The organism is Xanthomonas sp. NCPPB 1062 (genome assembly GCF_041481705.2).
GTDB lineage: Bacteria > Pseudomonadota > Gammaproteobacteria > Xanthomonadales > Xanthomonadaceae > Xanthomonas > Xanthomonas euvesicatoria.
Genome location: NZ_CM192987.1, coordinates 3801801 through 3816655, shown reverse-complemented (window position 1 = coordinate 3816655; position 14855 = coordinate 3801801). Strand labels below are relative to the sequence as shown.

At 63.7% G+C, this 14855-nt stretch carries 9 protein-coding genes and 1 riboswitch; of the genes, 6 read left to right on the top strand and 3 right to left on the bottom strand.

Annotated features, from left to right (window positions below; translation table 11 throughout):
• The first annotated feature begins 126 nt into the window (after positions 1 to 126).
• Positions 127 to 224: riboswitch (TPP riboswitch) on the top strand.
• A gap of 91 nt (positions 225 to 315) precedes the next feature.
• From thiC to ACCQ16_RS16410, 4 genes are all read left to right on the top strand, one after another.
• Positions 316 to 2193: a phosphomethylpyrimidine synthase ThiC gene (gene thiC / locus ACCQ16_RS16425; protein ID WP_277572499.1), complete on the top strand. Its 1878-nt coding sequence runs from the start codon at positions 316 to 318 to the stop codon at positions 2191 to 2193.
• A gap of 423 nt (positions 2194 to 2616) precedes the next feature.
• Positions 2617 to 4956 carry a winged helix-turn-helix transcriptional regulator gene (locus tag ACCQ16_RS16420; RefSeq protein ID WP_277572500.1) on the top strand — a complete coding sequence of 780 codons (2340 nt, stop codon included), beginning with the start codon at positions 2617 to 2619 and terminating at the stop codon, positions 4954 to 4956.
• A 110-nt stretch (positions 4957 to 5066) separates the two neighbouring features.
• Positions 5067 to 5960 carry a helix-turn-helix domain-containing protein gene (locus tag ACCQ16_RS16415; protein ID WP_277572501.1) on the top strand — a complete coding sequence of 298 codons (894 nt, stop codon included), beginning with the start codon at positions 5067 to 5069 and terminating at the stop codon, positions 5958 to 5960.
• Between the two features lie 48 nt (positions 5961 to 6008).
• Positions 6009 to 8852: a TonB-dependent receptor plug domain-containing protein gene (locus ACCQ16_RS16410; RefSeq protein WP_008573719.1), complete on the top strand. Its 2844-nt coding sequence runs from the start codon at positions 6009 to 6011 to the stop codon at positions 8850 to 8852.
• Between the two features lie 395 nt (positions 8853 to 9247).
• On the opposite strand, the gene ACCQ16_RS16405 is transcribed toward ACCQ16_RS16410, so the two are convergent.
• Positions 9248 to 10396 (bottom strand): HDOD domain-containing protein, encoded by a 1149-nt coding sequence (locus tag ACCQ16_RS16405; protein WP_029820216.1) that lies wholly within the window; start codon positions 10394 to 10396, stop codon positions 9248 to 9250.
• A 113-nt stretch (positions 10397 to 10509) separates the two neighbouring features.
• The gene (gene ppa / locus ACCQ16_RS16400; protein ID WP_005911986.1) at positions 10510 to 11046 is read right to left on the bottom strand and encodes an inorganic diphosphatase; all 537 of its coding nucleotides are present in this window, start codon (positions 11044 to 11046) and stop codon (positions 10510 to 10512) included.
• Positions 11047 to 11243: 197 nt separating this feature from the next.
• On the opposite strand from ppa, the gene ACCQ16_RS16395 reads away from it, so the two are divergent.
• Positions 11244 to 11726: a hypothetical protein gene (locus ACCQ16_RS16395; protein WP_008573723.1), complete on the top strand. Its 483-nt coding sequence runs from the start codon at positions 11244 to 11246 to the stop codon at positions 11724 to 11726.
• Positions 11727 to 12012: 286 nt separating this feature from the next.
• On the opposite strand, the gene ACCQ16_RS16390 is transcribed toward ACCQ16_RS16395, so the two are convergent.
• Positions 12013 to 14040: a sodium-translocating pyrophosphatase gene (locus ACCQ16_RS16390; protein ID WP_277572503.1), complete on the bottom strand. Its 2028-nt coding sequence runs from the start codon at positions 14038 to 14040 to the stop codon at positions 12013 to 12015.
• A 251-nt stretch (positions 14041 to 14291) separates the two neighbouring features.
• On the opposite strand from ACCQ16_RS16390, the gene ACCQ16_RS16385 reads away from it, so the two are divergent.
• Complete coding sequence (locus ACCQ16_RS16385) at positions 14292 to 14816, top strand: hypothetical protein (protein ID WP_343237580.1); 525 nt, start codon at positions 14292 to 14294, stop codon at positions 14814 to 14816.
• Positions 14817 to 14855: the final 39 nt, after the last annotated feature.

The window sequence follows — 14855 nt, the reverse complement described above, 5'->3', positions numbered from 1 at the left end:
CGCAACAGCAGGCCGGCGCGGCCGCTGCGTCAGTGCGGTATGCCCTACGGGTTTAGCGCGGGCCGTGCGCGCTGCGGGTCTGTGGCGGATTTTGTTTAGCTGCGCAGGTGCGATGTGGTTTAATCGCCGCCGAAGTGGGGGTACCGCAGCGTGCTGCGGTTGAGATAGTCCCTTCGAACCTGATCCGGCTGATACCGGCGTAGGGAAGCTTCGTTAGATGCGATGGTTCGTGCGTGCACGGGCAGTCGGTATCGAGCGCCGCCGCTTCGTCCGCACTGCGACTCCTTCGCAGGGCCAGCACACAGGACGAATGCCATGAATGCCGCGCCCACCGTTTTGCAACAACAAGCCCAGTCGTTGTCGGAGGCTGTCACCCAGCCGATTCCCGGTTCACGCAAGATCTTCGTGCAAGGCTCGCGCGCCGATCTGCAGGTGCCGATGCGCGAGATCGCCTTGACGCGCACGCCCACCTTGTTCGGCGGCGAAGAGAATCCGCCGCTCAGCGTCTACGACACGTCCGGGCCTTACACCGATCCGCGGGTGGCGATCGATCTGGCAGCCGGTCTGGCACCGCTGCGTGCGCAGTGGATTGCCGAGCGTGGCGACACCGTCGCCCTGGACGGGCTGAGCTCCAGCTTCGGGCGTGGCCGCGAGCACGATGTGCGTCTGGATGCAGTGCGCTTTCCGGCGCGGCGTCTGCCGCGGGTAGCGCGACAGGGCGCCAACGTCACCCAGATGCATTACGCGCGCCGCGGCATCATCACGCCGGAAATGGAGTACGTGGCGATCCGCGAAAACCAGCGCCTGGAAGCGGTGACCGATGCAAGCTTGCGCAGGCAGCACCCGGGCCAGGCGTTCGGAGCTTCGATCCAGCAACGCATTACACCGGAGTTCGTGCGCGAAGAGATCGCACGGGGCCGCGCGATCTTGCCCAACAACATCAATCACCCCGAGAGCGAGCCGATGATCATCGGCCGCAATTTCCTGACCAAGATCAATGCCAACATCGGCAACAGCGCGGTGTCTTCAGGCATTGCCGAAGAGGTCGAGAAGCTGGTGTGGTCGATCCGCTGGGGCGGGGACACGGTCATGGATCTGTCCACCGGCAAGCACATCCATGAGACGCGCGAATGGATCATCCGCAACTCGCCGGTCCCGATCGGCACGGTGCCGATCTATCAGGCGCTGGAGAAGGTCGATGGACGCGCCGAGGCGCTGACCTGGGAAATTTTTCGCGACACCTTGATCGAGCAGGCCGAACAGGGCGTGGATTACTTCACCATCCACGCCGGCGTGTTGCTGCGTTACGTACCGCTGACCGCACAGCGCGTGACCGGCATCGTCTCGCGTGGCGGTTCGATCATGGCCAAGTGGTGCCTGGCGCATCACAAGGAGAATTTTCTCTACACGCACTTCGAAGACATCTGCCAGATCATGAAGGCCTACGACGTGGCGTTTTCGTTGGGCGATGGCCTACGCCCCGGCTGCATCGCCGACGCCAACGACGCGGCGCAATTCGGCGAGCTGGAAACGCTGGGCGAGCTGACCCAGCTCGCCTGGAAACACGATGTGCAGACCATGATTGAAGGCCCCGGCCATGTGCCGATGCAATTGATCAAGGAAAACATGGACAAGCAGCTGCGCGAATGCGGCGAGGCGCCGTTCTACACCCTGGGGCCGCTGACTACCGACATCGCGCCGGGCTACGACCACATCACCAGCGCGATCGGTGCGGCGATGATCGGCTGGTTCGGCACCGCCATGCTCTGCTACGTCACTCCGAAAGAGCACCTGGGCCTGCCCAACCGGCAGGACGTGCGCGACGGCATCATGGCCTACAAGATCGCCGCGCATGCCGCCGACCTGGCCAAGGGGCATCCGGGCGCGCAAGTGCGCGACAACGCCTTGAGCAAGGCGCGTTTCGAATTCCGTTGGGACGACCAGTTCCATCTTGGCCTGGATCCGGAAAAGGCCAAGGAGTTCCATGACCAAACCCTGCCCAAGGACGCGCACAAGCTGGCGCACTTCTGCTCGATGTGCGGGCCACACTTCTGCTCGATGAAGATTACCCAGGACGTGCGTGATTACGCGGCCGAGCACGGCATGAGCGAGGCGCAAGCGCTGTCGACGGGCATGCAGGAAAAGTCCGCGCAATTTGTCGCGCAGGGCGCGCAGGTCTATCGCGCCACGTGACGCGTTACATGGCAGCGTTTCATAAAACGTGATGTAGCGCCTGCTTAGGAAAAGTTCAGTTTTGTACTGAACAGATTACGGCGCGGTCCGCAAGTGCCGCGCTATGGCAGGGTTGCAAGCGATTCCAGTAAATAAGGGTTTCAGCTGATTTAGCTGAATCGCAGATAAAAAAATCGCGCCAGAAGGCGCGAAGGGTACGTCGTAATTATTCGAATTCGTCGGCGAGAGAGAGAGAGCCTGACGCTGCCGCCTGTCTTAGGAAGCAACGGGGCATAGCGTAAAATTTGCACCAAATGGATGCATGACACAGTTGGTCGTCGTCCTTTGCTGAATTTGGCGTTTCGCGGAAGGCGCGGGGCGCTCTTTGTTGTTCTTGCATGCCGACGCGTGTTTTTGCCGATGAGTGTTCCTCCCGCTATTGCAATGCCATCGGGCCGGCTGCGTGTCGGCCAGTGCGTGGTCGACATTGCCTCGCGCGAGGTGCACGCACCTGGCGCAAAGCGTCCGCTGCGGCTGGCGCCCAAATCCCTGGCGGTGTTGCTGACCCTGGCGCGGCAGCCGGGCCAGGTGGTCACGCGCGAGCAACTGCTTGCCGAGGTTTGGCCCGATACCTTGCCGACCAACGATGTGGTGACCCAGGCGGTCACGCAGCTGCGCAAGGCGTTTGCCAGCCACGGCGGGCAGCGCTCGGAGCACATCGAGACCATCGCCAAGACCGGGTATCGCTTGATGGCGGCGGTTGTGTGGGAAGCGCAGGCACCTGCATCGGCGACGCTGCCTGGTGAAGCACTGGGTCCGGATACGCTCGAGCCGGCGCAGCCAGACCAAGGCGTGGCGTCCGTCCCCGACGAGTCCGACGCTACCGCATCGCCCGTCCGCACCGCGCCTGGCCAGCCTGTAGCGCCCGTCGTTGCGGCGCCGGCCGCGCCACGACACCGGCGCTCGATGGCGCTGGCAGTCGCCAGCGTGGCGTTGCTGGTCGTGCTGAGCCTTGCGGTATGGACCTCATGGCGACCTGCTCCGGCACCTGAGACCGCGCAAGCGCATGCGGTGCTGGGCAGCCCCAAACGGCCGTATCAGGTCATTACCGCAGGCGGTGGATTCGATCTCACGCCAAGCCTGTCGCCCGATGGCGCGAGGGTGGCGTACGCCTCATTGACCAGCGATCGCACCGGCACCTCGATCCTGGTCAAGACCACCGACAACGCCTATCCACGGGTACTGGAGACGCCTGCGCCCGGCGTCTCCGATCGTTTGCCGGCGTGGTCGCCGGATGGCCGGCAGATCGCGTTTTCCAGGCAGGCGCCCGATGGCAGCTGCCGGGTCATGATTGCCGCAGCCACCGGGCCTGCGGCGTCGCGCGAGGTAATGCGGTGCGATGGTGCCGACATGCTGAGTTTCAGCTGGTCGCCGGATGGGCGCGCGCTGGTGTTCGGCAGCATGACCGGCACGCACGGTGCGGCCCGCATGCGTCGCCTGGATCTGACAACCGGGCAGTGGCAGACGCTGGACTATCCGGCGCAGGCGGGTGATTTCGATTACGCGCCGCGGTATTCGCCCGATGGGAATTGGATCGTGTTCCTGCGTAATCCGCAGCTCGGAGACCTGTGGCGGATTCCTGCCGAAGGCGGCGTCGCCGAACGGCTCACTCATGACAACGCCGATATCCGTGGATGGAGTTGGCTGCCCGATGGCAGCGGTTTGATCTTCGGGCGTCGCGTGGACAGCGAGGCGCGGCTGTATCGCCTCGATCTGCGGGACCACAGCTTGCACGATGTGGGCGTGGACGATGCGCAAGCACCGGACGTGGCGCATGGGCATCTGGTGTTCGTGCAACGCAAACCGCAGTTTGGCGTCTATCAGGTCATTGGCGACACGATGAACGGTGGCTACATTCGACGCCGACTGTTTCCATCCAGCGGGCGCGACGATCAGCCGATGATTGCGCCGGATGGGCGCCAGCTGATCTTTGCATCCAATCGATCCGGTGCGTACGCACTGTGGTGGGGCGATGTCAGCAAGCCCGGTTCGGTGCGCTTGATCGAAGGGCTGCGCCCGGATTCGCGCCAGGCCGCCGACTGGTCAGCCGATTCGCAACGCGTGCTGGTCAGCGGCAGCGATGCGGCCGGGCATGCGGCGCTATTCGAAGTGACCCCCAGTAGCGGCCAGGTAGTGCGACTACCCGTGCCGCAGCCGCGCCCGCTGCAGGCGATCCATCTTCCCGATCCGGACCGGCTGCTTGTCCTTGCTGCTGCCGACGACGGGCATACCTTCGCAACGCTGTACGACCGGCGCAGCAGCCCATGGCGTGCGCTGGCGACGCTGCAGGACGTCTCGCAATTGCGACTGGACCGCGCCAGCGGACAGGTCTTGCTGACCCGCCTCAGCGGGGGCGGTGTGTGGCAGGTCGCTCCATCGCTGGCCGCCGACACCTTGCATGCTGTCGATCCGCAACAGCCATCGCGCTGGCGGTATCGCAGTTGGGCGCCGGGCGTGAATGGCCAGCTGCATTACCTGTCGTCCACCGACAGTTGCGCTGCCTACGATCGCGAGTTGCGCAGCGGCCGCGGCCAGTGCCTGGATGCGGTCAAGTTCACCACCATCAACGGTTTCAGCCTGAACCAGCGCGATGGGACGCTGTATGTGTCGCTGGCCGAAGAAGATGGCAGCGCCATCGCGTATATGCCATTGCCACAGCATTCCGTGGCGCCTATTGGCGTCATTGCTAACTTATTGTCGGTATTGAGAAAAATCGCCTCGTAAGTTCTTCGGGAAGGCTTCGTGGCAATTTCGGCGCAGTTTCGTCAAAACTTCCTGACTGACGCCACAGTCGGCAAAACACTACGCCCTCTTTTGTACAGGGGGCTGCCAACATGCAACAGGTCATCACCGCGGATCGTGGGCTTGCGCTCGCGCTCGATAACGCCAACGAGTCGACATCGACTACCTGTCTGGCGGTCTCGCGGCTCGGCAGCATCCGTATCAACGCGGCGACATTCACCTTGTGGATACAGCTACGCGGACGCGCATGGGTGGAATCCAAGGAGGGCCGCTTTCGTCTGCGTGCCGGCGACTGGATCGCCTTCGACAAGGATTCCCATCCCACCGTGCAGGCAGATCGCAGCGCGCTATGCGTGGGCGTCGGTCTGGATGGCGAGAGCCTGCAGTCGCTTGCCGAACTGACCGATGCCACGCTGTATCCCGGCCGCGCCCAGTTGTCGCGCAGCGATCTGCGCATTGCCTTGCGCCTGTGGCGCAATGCCGCCGCACAAAGCGGCAGTGCGTCCGCGCGGCCGTTGCTGTTGCACCTGGCCGCGATGCAGCGCGATTTCATTGCGCAGGAACAGCGTTGCCCAGGCCGCTCGCGCAGCCGTCGGCGTCAGGTGTTCGGGCGTATGCAGCGTGCACGGCTGTACCTGGAAGGCAACAGCGACCGCGTGGTGCGCATCAGCGAACTGGCGCAGCTGACCAACTTTTCCAGTTGGTACGTCTCCAAGACGTTTCAGAGTTTGTACGAAGAAAGCCCGCAGGCGTTGTCCGCACGCTTGCGTCTGGAACGTGCATCCGATTTGTTGCGCGATACCTCGATGATGATCGGCGAGGTTGCAGCCGCAAGCGGCTTCGACAATTGCTGCAGCTTCGCGCGTGCGTTTCGTGCGCGCTTCGGTGTCTCCGCATCGCACTACCGCGACCAAACGGCAAATCCGCCAGATTCGGCAAAGCCACGTAACGTGACGCGCAAAGCGACGGCGTTCACGCAATCGTAATTTGCACAGGGGCGCTTAACGCGCCACTAACGAACCCTGGAGAGATTGATGAACCTTCGCACCTCCGCAGTGCGGCTGGGCCTGTTGCCCGCCGGTATTGCGATCGCGTTGACGCCGGCTTTTGCCGCCGCACAAGAGTCGACCACCACGCTTGACCGTATCGAGATCACCGGCTCGCGCATCCGCAGCGCCGACGTCGAAACGCAGCAGCCGATTTTGACCCTTGATCGTCAAGCGCTGGAAAAGCAGGGCCTGACGTCTGTTGCCGATGTGCTGCAGAACCTGACCTCCGCCGGCTCCCCGGCCATCTCGCGCGCCGACGCGCTGTCGTCCGGCGAAGACGTTGGCGGTTACTACGTCGACCTGCGCAACCTCGGCGCGCAGCGTACGTTGGTGCTGGTGAACGGTAAGCGTCTGGGTGCGTCGACCTCCGGTCTGCAGGATCTCAGCCAGATTCCGATGTCGGCAATCGAGCGTATTGAAGTGCTGAAGGACGGCGCCTCGTCCATCTACGGCTCCGACGCGATCGCCGGTGTGGTCAACGTCATCACGCGTAAGCGTTTCGACGGCGCTGAAGCCAGCGTGCAGTTCGGCCAGTTCGGCCAGGGCGACGGCGACACCACGCAGTACTCCTTCACTGTTGGCTCGCAGGGCGAGCGCGGTGGCGTGACGCTGTCTGCCGAATATTCCAAGCAGGACCCGGTGTTCGCCAAGAACCGCTGGTTCAGCCGCGATGGTTCGCGCGGTCCCAACTCGACCCCGAACAGCTGGAGCCCCATCAGCCAGAACGGTTCGTGGTGCAATCCGCTGCAGGTGGACTGCGATGATCCGGACACCGCGGTGTGGCAGACGCTCAATGCCGGCGGCAACCCGAACAACCCGGCCGACTATCACCCGATCACGCCGGCCGAGTACGCCAACTCGAACCAGCAGATGATGGTGCAGACCGGTATCGAGCGGAAGTCGGTATTTGCAAACGTCAACTACGACGTTGCCGATGCCATCACCTTCAACGCCGATATTGCCTACAACGAGCGCACGACCGACGGGCAGATCGCGGGCTACCCGTATCAGTCCGGTTCCTTCGGCACTCCGCTGGAAGGCAGCAGCGCGTTCAATCCGATCGGCCAGGATGTCGACTTCCGTCGTCGTCTGTGGGAAGTGCCGCGCGCCAGCGAAAACCAGCTCAAGACCCTGCGCTTCGCGCCGACCTTGAGTGGCTACTTCGACATCGGCGGCAAGACCTGGGATTGGGATGTGGGTGCGTTGTGGAACCGCAACGAGAACACCAAGCGTAGCCGTGGCGACATGAGCCTCATCGCGTCGCGTCAGGCACTGGGCCCGTCCTTCATCAACGGCCAGGGCGTTGCGCAGTGCGGTACCGCTGCAGACCCGATCTCGCTGTCGGCCTGCCGTCCGTGGAATCCGCTGCTGCCGTACAACGTTGCAGGTCAGGGCTCGCTTGCCGACCCGGCGCTGCAGGAATTCCTGTTCCCGACCTTCACCGATACCGGCCTGACCAAGACCACCAGCTTCACCGCAAACCTGTCCGGTTCGGTGGTTGAGCTGCCGGCTGGCGATCTGGGCGTTGCGGTGGGCTACGAACACCGTAAGGAAGAAGGTCGCTTCTCTCCGGATGCGTTTGCGCAGTCGGGCGAAAGCACCGGTCTGGGTGCCAAGACCACGCAGGGCCAGTACTCGCTGGACGAGGTCTACCTCGAATTGAATGTTCCGCTCCTGAGCGATGTCGCCTTCGCCAAGGAACTGACCTTCAACGCTGCAACGCGTTACTCGGACTACAGCAACTTCGGTAACACGCTGAACTCGAAGTTCGGCCTGACCTGGCGTCCGCTGGAAGACCTGCTGGTGCGTGCGACGTATGCGGAAGGTTTCCGTGCGCCCACCATCAGCGACCTGTACGGCGGCCTGAGCAGCAGCTTCGAGGATTACATCGATCCTTGCGGCGTCGGCGCCCCCAACAGCGTCAACGGCAACGCGGCCTGCACCAACGCTGGCGTGCCGCTGGGCTACACCCAGCTCGGCCAGGGCTTCGTGCCTTGCACGACCTATCCGTGCCAGACGCCTGATGAATTCATCAGCGGCGCCAATCCGAACCTGAAGCCGGAAACCTCCACGAGCAAGACCGCCGGTCTGGTCTGGAGCCCGCGTTGGGTGCAGGGTCTGGACATCTCGCTGGATTGGTACCGCTACGAGATCAACGACATGATCATCGCCGATAGCGTCGACCGCATCCTGCGCGACTGCTATGTGCTCGGCGACGCTGAACGTTGCGCCAATGTCACACGTGCAGCCGATGGTCACATCTCGGCGATGAGCTACGGCGTGGCCAACCTCGGTCAGATGGAAACCGAAGGCTACGACCTTGGTGTGAAGTACCGCCTGCCGGAAACGGCCATCGGTTCCTTCACCTTCGACTGGCAGACCAGCTACGTCAGCAAGTACGACGAAGCCGGCCAGGACAGCGCAGGCAACGCCATCATGATTGGCCGTGTCGGCGAGCCGGGCATCTTCCGCGTGCGTTCGAACGTTGGCGTGAACTGGTCGCTGGGTGATTTCGGCGTCAACTACACCCTGCGTTACTACTCGGGCATGAAGGAAAGCTGCATCACGCTGGCCGAAGGCTATTGCGATGCGCCGGACCATATCGCCAACGGCGAGTCCGACCCGCTGCGTCACACCGGCGCCAACACCTTCCACGACCTGCAGGTCAACTGGAAGGCGCCGTGGGACGCCACGATCGCACTCGGCGCGAACAATGTGTTCGATCACCGCGGTCCGCTGCAGTACTCGGCACCGAACAGCAGCTTTGCCTACTACGGCGGCTTCGAAATCGGTCGTTTCATGTACATGAAGTACACCCAGCGCTTCTGATCCATCGACGCGCGTAGTAAATGAAAGACGGGCCGCAAGGCCCGTCTTTTTTTATGCAGTGCCCTGTTGCGATGAGGCAATGCGCATGCGGCGCGTGATTTAGATGCGCTGCGCGACTCAAGCGGTGCGGCAGTTCCGCGAAAAACGCGCGCAGGATGTGGAAGTTGCTCAGCGACTCCGCTCGCAAAGAACTGCAGTCTTTCTTCTCGGACAGCTTCCACAGCGCTTGAGCGTGTAGTGCGGTGCGCTTGGGGTGAGTGCCGTGACACATCGCCCAGACCAAGGCTTGCAATGCGCGGCCCTGGCGCAACGGCCCCAGGCAGGGCGGTCGAAGAAACGGCATAAAAAAACGCGGCCTTGGCCGCGCTTCTTTCGGGATGCCGCAAGCGAGTGCCTTACGCCTCGGCGAGCCCCAGCAACGTATCGGCCTGTTCGCGCCAGCTCGGCAGGCGGGCGATGACGCCGACCTTGGTCAGGTACTCTTCGTCAACGCTTTCGCCGCTGGCCAATGCCGTGGCGACATGCACTGCGCCGGTGACCCAGAAGCTGCGCATGCTGGAACGCAGCGGATGGCGATGGAAGGCCACCGCTTCGATGATGGGCATCGGCAAGCCCCACAGGCCGAGCAGGTAGGCGCCGGCTTCGGTGTGACCCAGGCGTTCGTCGCCACCTTCGGCCGGCGCCTCGCGCTCGTCGCGTACGCCCGGCAGCAGCAAGCCGATGTCGGCCAGCAATGCGGCGGTGGAACCGAGTTCTGCGCTGGTCGGCGGAAGCACCTTGGCCGCCAGGCGCGAAGAGAGCAGGGCGCGGCGCTGCATCGCGTTGCGCTCGGCCGGCGTGAGCGTCTGGACCGAAAACACTTCGCTGGCCAGCACCAGGTCGCGCAGCGTCGCCACGCCCAGGCGGGTCACCGCCGTGCGCAGGTCGGTGATGCTGCGGCCACCGGAAAAGAACGCCGAATTGCACAATTGCAGCACTTTTGCCGCGATCGCCGGGTCGCCGGCGATCAGCTTGGCGATATCGGCCGCGTCGGCGCCGTCGTCCTCTTCCAGCGCATGCATCAGGCTCAGGTACAAATGCGGGGGCGAGGGCAGCTTTTCGATCCGCCCGATCGCCGCGCGCAGGCGAGGATTGCTGAGCAGCTCGCGCAGTTCCTCCAGGCTGGTGACCGCCTCGAGCAGCACTTCGGGCGCCAGCGGCATCGGCAAGAAGCGATGCGCCACGCCGATGATGCGGGCCGGCGGCGTGCGCTGGCCGCCTTGCGCATCGATCAACGCAATACGAATGGTGTCCGGGCGCAGCGTGCGGATTTGCCCCAGCAAGGTGGCGGCAGTCAGGTCCGGCAGGACCGGGGCAACGATGACGGCGTCGAACGGCGACAGCGCGGCAGCTTCGATCGCCGAATTGCCATCGGCCACCTGCTGCGCCTGCCACTGGTCGCCCAGGTCGGCGACGTAGTCGACAAGGTCGGACGGAAGACTGGCTTCGTCCCCAACAAACAGAATACGCAAGACACTTCCCCAGAAGTCACCGGTGACAGACACCGGCCAAACGCTTTCGGCAATGTACCCAATCTGCCGACTGCGGTCACCGGGATCACGCCAGAAGCGTGATCCCGATCGCCCCCTACACGCAGGGCAGCATCACGATCGATGGATCAGGGTGCGTCGGAATTGTAGCGTTCCACCGACTCGGTCAGGATGCGCTTGGCCTCGGCCGCGCCGCCCCAGCCGTCCAGCTTGACCCACTTGCCCTTCTCCAAGTCCTTGTAATGCTCGAAGAAGTGGCCGATACGTTCCATCCAGTGGCTGGACACCTGGTTGATGTCTTCGATGTGCGCGTAACCGGAGAAGATCTTCTCGATCGGCACAGCCAGGATCTTTTCGTCGCTGCCGGCCTCGTCGCTCATGCGCAGCACGCCCACCGGACGGCAGCGCACCACCGAGCCCGGCACCAATGGCAAGGGCAGCACCACCAGCACGTCGGCCGGGTCGCCATCGCCGCACAGGGTGTTGGGCACGTAGCCATAGTTGCAGGGATACCGCATCGGGGTCGACAGGATGCGGTCGACGAAGATCGCCCCGCTGGCCTTGTCGACTTCGTACTTGACCGGCTCCGAATCCTTGGGGATCTCGATGACGACGTTGATTTCTTCCGGCAGATTCTTGCCAGAGGTGACCAGTTCAAGGCCCATGCGGGTAGCTCCGAGGCGTCAGCAGTGTGTGGAGCGCGATTCTACGCGTTCGGCTGTTGCGCTGCAGCGACACTGAATGGGCAATGTCCTGACCGCTGCGTGCGGCATAGCCCGCGTTCATCGCGGGTGGCTGCCTGATCGTTGCGGCCCGGCCGGAGGCGCACGCTGCAGGCTCATCCACCGCATAGGAATTGCCCATGTCCAGGCTTGCGCGTTTGCTGGTTCTCCTGCTGCTGTCCCTTACCGCCCAGTTCGCTGCCGCCGCGACGCCTCCGCCCACCTTCGTGGATGCGGTGGACTGGCCCGCCAATGGCGAGGGCTGGGAGGCGTTCATCGATCTGGAGCAGCGGCTGGACCGCGATTTCGACAATATCTGCGGCGACACCTTTTGTGGCGGCGACTTCAGCGACTACCAGCCGCTGCGCTTCCGCTGCTCGGTGCATCGCGTCACCGGGGTGGTGCGGAGCTGCATCTGGACCTTCGGCGCCAGTGAGGTCAGCGTCGACCCGCGTAGCGGTTACTTGCGGTCGGACAGCCGGGTGTGGCGCTGCACGGCACCGTTGAAGGCCGGTACCCGCCTGGATGAGATGTATCGCACGCTTGCGGTGGCCAATCCGCTGTTCAAGCCACTGCCGGGCGGCGCGCCGCCGATCTATGACGGCCTGATCGGCTGCCTGTGATCGTAGGCCGGGCGGGACGGTGCTTGCCGGCACAGGCCAGCCCCTTCTGCCTGATGGCGCCATCTTCGTGTCGACGATGGGGGCCGCCAGCGGGCCCCGGCGCGATGCCGATCCTGAGCTGGGAAGGGCAAATGCCCCGGCCCGGCGACGCCTTATTGGCCCGGTCCCTATGCCCCAGTTGCCGCTTTCCGCAGTGACCGGTTCGGACTTGCCGCGACGCGTTCGGTCGGTCGGCTGCTTCCCGACGTCATGACCGCAGGTCACGTGACCTGCGGTCATCGCAGCGTTACAGCAGGGGCACGAGCAACAAGGCCACGATGTTGATGATCTTGATCAACGGGTTGATCGCCGGCCCCGCGGTGTCCTTGTACGGGTCACCGACCGTGTCCCCGGTGATCGCAGCCTTGTGCGCCTCGCTGCCTTTCCCGCCGAAGTGGCCGTCCTCGATGTATTTCTTGGCGTTGTCCCACGCGCCGCCGCCAGTGGTCATCGAAATCGCCAGGAATAAACCAGTGACAATCGTGCCGATCAACAAGCCCCCCAGTGCACGCGGACCCAGTAGCAACCCGACAATGATCGGAACCACCACCGGCAGCAGCGAAGGCACGATCATTTCGCCAATCGCCGAGCGGGTCAGCATGTCGACGGCGCGGTCGTACTGCGGCTTGGCGGTGCCGGCCATGATGCCGGGAAGTTCGCGGAACTGGCGGCGCACCTCTTCCACCACGGCGCCCGCGGCGCGGCCGACCGCTTCCATCGCCATCGCGCCGAAGAGATAGGGAATCAGCCCGCCAATCAGCAGCCCGATGATCACCGTGTGGTCGGATAGATCGAAGGCGTACACCTGGTCGGGATTGGCCGCCTGCAGGTTGTGCGTGTAGTCGGCAAACAGCACCAGCGCCGCCAGCGCCGCCGATCCGATCGCGTAGCCCTTGGTCACTGCCTTGGTGGTGTTGCCCACCGCGTCCAGCGGGTCGGTAATGTTGCGGACCTCGGGAGGGAGCTCGGCCATCTCGGCGATGCCGCCGGCGTTATCGGTAATCGGTCCATACGCATCCAGCGCAACGATCATGCCGGCCATCGACAGCATGGCCGTTGCTGCAATCGCAATGCCGTACAAGCCGCCGAAGTGGAACGCACCCCAGATTGCTGCGCAGACCGCGATCACCGGCAGCGCGGTAGATTTCATCGAAATACCGAGCCCTGCGATGATGTTGGTGCCGTGCCCTGTGGTGCTGGCCGATGCAACATGCTGCACCGGGGTGTACTGCGTGCCGGTGTAGTACTCGGTAATCCACACGATCAGGCCGGTGAGCACCAGGCCGATCAATGCGCAGGCGTACAACGCCGCGGCGCCGTGGGTGTTGTCGCGCATCAGCGATTGGGTGATGGGCCAGTAAGCCAACGCCGCCAGCACGCCCGACACGATCACGCCTTTGTAAAGCGCACCCATGATCGAACCGCCATCTTTGACCTTGACGAAGGCCGCGCCCACGATCGAAGCGATGATCGATACTCCGCCGAGCACCAACGGATAGAGCACGGCATGCGGACCTGTTTCGGCCAGCGTCAGACTGCCGAGCAGCATCGTGGCGATCACGGTGACTGCGTAGGTTTCGAACAGATCGGCGGCCATGCCGGCACAGTCGCCCACATTGTCGCCGACATTGTCCGCAATCACTGCCGGATTGCGTGGATCGTCCTCGGGAATGCCGGCCTCGACCTTGCCGACAAGATCGGCGCCCACATCTGCGCCCTTGGTGAAAATTCCGCCACCCAGGCGCGCAAAGATCGAGATCAACGACGACCCGAATGCCAAGCCCACCAACGCATGCAGGTTCTGCTCCAGTGGCAGCCCCATACCCTGCAGCACAGCAAAGTAGCCGGCCACGCCGAGCAGCCCGAGGCCGACCACCAGCATGCCGGTGATCGCGCCGCCGCGGAACGCCACATCCATCGCCTTGCCGATGCCATGCCGCGCCGCCTCGGCGGTGCGGACATTGGCGCGCACCGAGACGTTCATGCCGATATAGCCGGCTAACCCGGACAACACAGCACCCAGTGCAAACCCGATCGCGGTGTACCAACTCAGGAACAGCCCGACCAACACGAACAGCACTGCCCCAGCAACCGAAATGGTGAGGTATTGCCGGTTGAGATAGGCACGCGCGCCTTCCTGGATCGCGGCGGCGATCTCCTGCATGCGTGCATTGCCGCTCGGCTGCGCGACCACCCAGCGCGCCGACACGATTCCATAGACGATTGCCAAGACAGCACAACCCAGCGCAAGCCACAACCCATAGTGTTCCAGCATGACCCCTCCCAAGAGAATGGATGTCGTCCGGTCGGGACGAACCAAGGGCGATGCACACAACGAGTGGACTGACGAATACGGACTCGACGGCCGCCTGGGCCGTAATGCGCGTCGCGAATGTTCAGGTGGCCGGATCGCGACCGAGTATGCGCCGCGCCTTGCGTGGCGACCAGCGTTATGGCTTTGGCGCGTCGTTCAGTTGCGGCGTGACAGCCTGCGGCCAACGTGATTCGGTCGACCCAGGAGTGTCCATGTCCCACCATGTTGCGCAAAAATACGCCGCGATGCTCGCAACGCTGTTGCTGACGAGCCAAGCGTTTGCGGCCGATCCCACGCCCGAACTCAAGCCGCGCGCACCCGGCACCGCGCAAGCGGTCGGCGCTGTGCACACCTTGCGTCAGATCCCGGAAGCCTGCGCACGACTGGAAGGCGTGTTTACCGGAAATGCTGCACAGCCGTATACATTGTCGGTGGTCCGCAGCAGCCCCACCTGTCAACCACGCGCACGCTTCGTGGATTTCGCCAAGGCCGCGCCCAGTGTCGCCTCGGGCTGGATCTTCAACGATGTGATCCGCGTGCCAAGCGCAGCCTGCCCGTCACAGCAAGCGGTGGTACGCGTATGGCGCAAGCCGGTGGATGCCAAACCGCAGCTCGATGGCCAGGGCCAGTCGCGCATCTATCTGGAAGACGCCAAGCAACAAGCCGCTGCCGGCAAGATCCCGCAGGTGCCCATGTTCGCTGCGCAGATGACGGTGGAAGGCAAGGCGTGTCAGTAAGTCGAGATTTGCTCTTCATCCGTAACGACGAACCCCGGC

Excerpts from the sequence above, each read along its gene's own strand:
- ppa (WP_005911986.1), bottom strand. The coding sequence starts at position 11,046 with ATGGGCCTTGAACTGGTCACCTCTGGCAAGAATCTGCCGGAAGAAATC.
- ACCQ16_RS16390 (WP_277572503.1), bottom strand. The coding sequence starts at position 14,040 with ATGCTGGAACACTATGGGTTGTGGCTTGCGCTGGGTTGTGCTGTCTTG.
- ACCQ16_RS16420 (WP_277572500.1), top strand. The coding sequence starts at position 2,617 with ATGCCATCGGGCCGGCTGCGTGTCGGCCAGTGCGTGGTCGACATTGCC.
- ACCQ16_RS16415 (WP_277572501.1), top strand. The coding sequence starts at position 5,067 with ATGCAACAGGTCATCACCGCGGATCGTGGGCTTGCGCTCGCGCTCGAT.
- thiC (WP_277572499.1), top strand. The coding sequence starts at position 316 with ATGAATGCCGCGCCCACCGTTTTGCAACAACAAGCCCAGTCGTTGTCG.
- ACCQ16_RS16395 (WP_008573723.1), top strand. The coding sequence starts at position 11,244 with ATGTCCAGGCTTGCGCGTTTGCTGGTTCTCCTGCTGCTGTCCCTTACC.
- ACCQ16_RS16410 (WP_008573719.1), top strand. The coding sequence starts at position 6,009 with ATGAACCTTCGCACCTCCGCAGTGCGGCTGGGCCTGTTGCCCGCCGGT.
- ACCQ16_RS16385 (WP_343237580.1), top strand. The coding sequence starts at position 14,292 with ATGTCCCACCATGTTGCGCAAAAATACGCCGCGATGCTCGCAACGCTG.